Origin of the sequence: Primorskyibacter sedentarius (genome assembly GCF_004342065.1) — a bacterium.
GTDB classification, from domain to species: Bacteria; Pseudomonadota; Alphaproteobacteria; order Rhodobacterales; family Rhodobacteraceae; genus Primorskyibacter; species Primorskyibacter sedentarius.
Map to the genome: position 1 here is coordinate 1 of NZ_SLZU01000079.1, position 1,449 is coordinate 1,449.

Below are 1,449 nucleotides of genomic sequence, written 5' to 3' on the forward strand. Positions count from 1 at the left end.
AGACATTGGGTTGGCAAACACCGGCAGAAGCTCTCGACCGGCTGCTCAAACAGGATACGATCGAAGCTGTTGCGACGACCGGTTGAATCCGCCCAATACCTGTCGATCAGGTACACCGAGCGCTTGACCGAGGCCGGGATCGACACGTCGGTCGGCAGCGTCGGGGATTGCTATGACTGTGAATGTGGTATTGCAGCTTGATGGCCTGACCCATGCTACGATTGACTTCGTGTCATTGCGTTGACGTGTCGACCATCAGGTTGCCCCGGCAGCGGGCGAGATGTGACCTCATAGGAGCCTGACGGTCGGCGTACCATCACAGTCCTGTCCTCTTCGATCGGTGCTTGGGCCATTCCAGCGAAAGGGCCTTTCATGGATCAGGTTATCATTGGCGTCGATACGCACAAATCCAACCACATTGCCGTCGCCATCGACGCTAACGGCACCCGTCTGGGGAGCACGAGTATTCCCACGACACGAAAAGGGTATCATGATCTTCAAGTCTGGGCCTCGCAGTTCGGTCATGTCAAAGCCTTTGGTATTGAAGGAACCGGCTCTTTTGGGGCGGGTCTGTCCAGAGATCTGCTGGCCAAGGGGCACAAGGTCCTCGACGTCATGCGCCCGCTCCGCCAACTGCGCTATCTTCATGGCAAATCAGACAGCCTGGATGCCGAGAGCGCGGCCAGGTCAGTCCTGAACGGGCAAGCCACAGCCTTAGCCAAGACACAGACAGGGTCATCGGAGATGATCCGCCACCTGAAGGTTGCGCGAGACAGCGCGGTAAAAGCCAGGTCTCAGGCGATGATCACGCTGAAAACACTGATCGTGAATGCGCCATCAGACCTTCGTGACGCACTCGACGGAATCAGAGGAAGGATCACTTTGGTGCGCCATGTTGCAGCCTTGAGGCCAAGCGAGATCACTTCCCCAATCGCATCCGCCAAAACAGCCATGCGAGCGATTGCACGACGCTGGCTTGCTCTGCATGCAGAAATCCAGTCACACGACCAAGAACTTGATCGGCTGGTCCGGAAAAAAAGCACCCGAGTTGATGGAATCGCATGGCATCTCCACAATGACCGTGGCCGAGATGCTGATCCTCGTGGGAGACAACCCCGAGCGCATCCATTCCGAAGCCGCCCTGGCCAAGCTCTGCGGTGTCTGCCCGATCCCGGCCTCAAGCGGCAGGACCAACACGATGCGATTGAACCGAGGTGGAAATCGACAAGCCAATGCCGCCATCTACCGTGTGGCCATTGTGCGCCTACGCGACGATGAGAGAACCAACGCCTATGCTGCTCGACGAACTTCGGAAGGCAAAACGCGGCGGGAAATCGTGCGTTGCATAAAGCGTTACATCGTGCGCGAAATCTACCGCGCTCTCTGCGCCTCACCCGACCTGGTTCCTGCCACTTGACAAATATAGGAGCATCAATGCTCTGGCCGAAA

General features: G+C 57.3%; 2 protein-coding genes and 2 pseudogenes. 3 read left to right on the top strand and 1 reads right to left on the bottom strand.

The window, feature by feature from the left end; all coding sequences use genetic code 11:
• Together EDD52_RS23910 and EDD52_RS24230 are read left to right on the top strand one after the other, a co-directional pair.
• Positions 1-201, top strand: a pseudogene (locus tag EDD52_RS23910) (hypothetical protein); the annotation flags it as partial.
• Positions 202-372: 171 nt separating this feature from the next.
• Positions 373-762 (top strand): annotated as a pseudogene (locus tag EDD52_RS24230) (IS110 family transposase); the annotation flags it as partial.
• Positions 763-794: 32 nt separating this feature from the next.
• Here EDD52_RS24230 and EDD52_RS24235 read toward each other — a convergent pair.
• Positions 795-953 carry a hypothetical protein gene (locus EDD52_RS24235; RefSeq protein WP_243652091.1) on the bottom strand — a complete coding sequence of 53 codons (159 nt, stop codon included), beginning with the start codon at positions 951-953 and terminating at the stop codon, positions 795-797.
• A 32-nt stretch (positions 954-985) separates the two neighbouring features.
• Between EDD52_RS24235 and EDD52_RS24240 the strand changes: the two genes are divergently transcribed.
• On the top strand, positions 986-1,417 hold the full coding sequence (locus EDD52_RS24240; RefSeq protein WP_243652092.1) for a transposase: 432 nt from the start codon (positions 986-988) through the stop codon (positions 1,415-1,417).
• Positions 1,418-1,449: the final 32 nt, after the last annotated feature.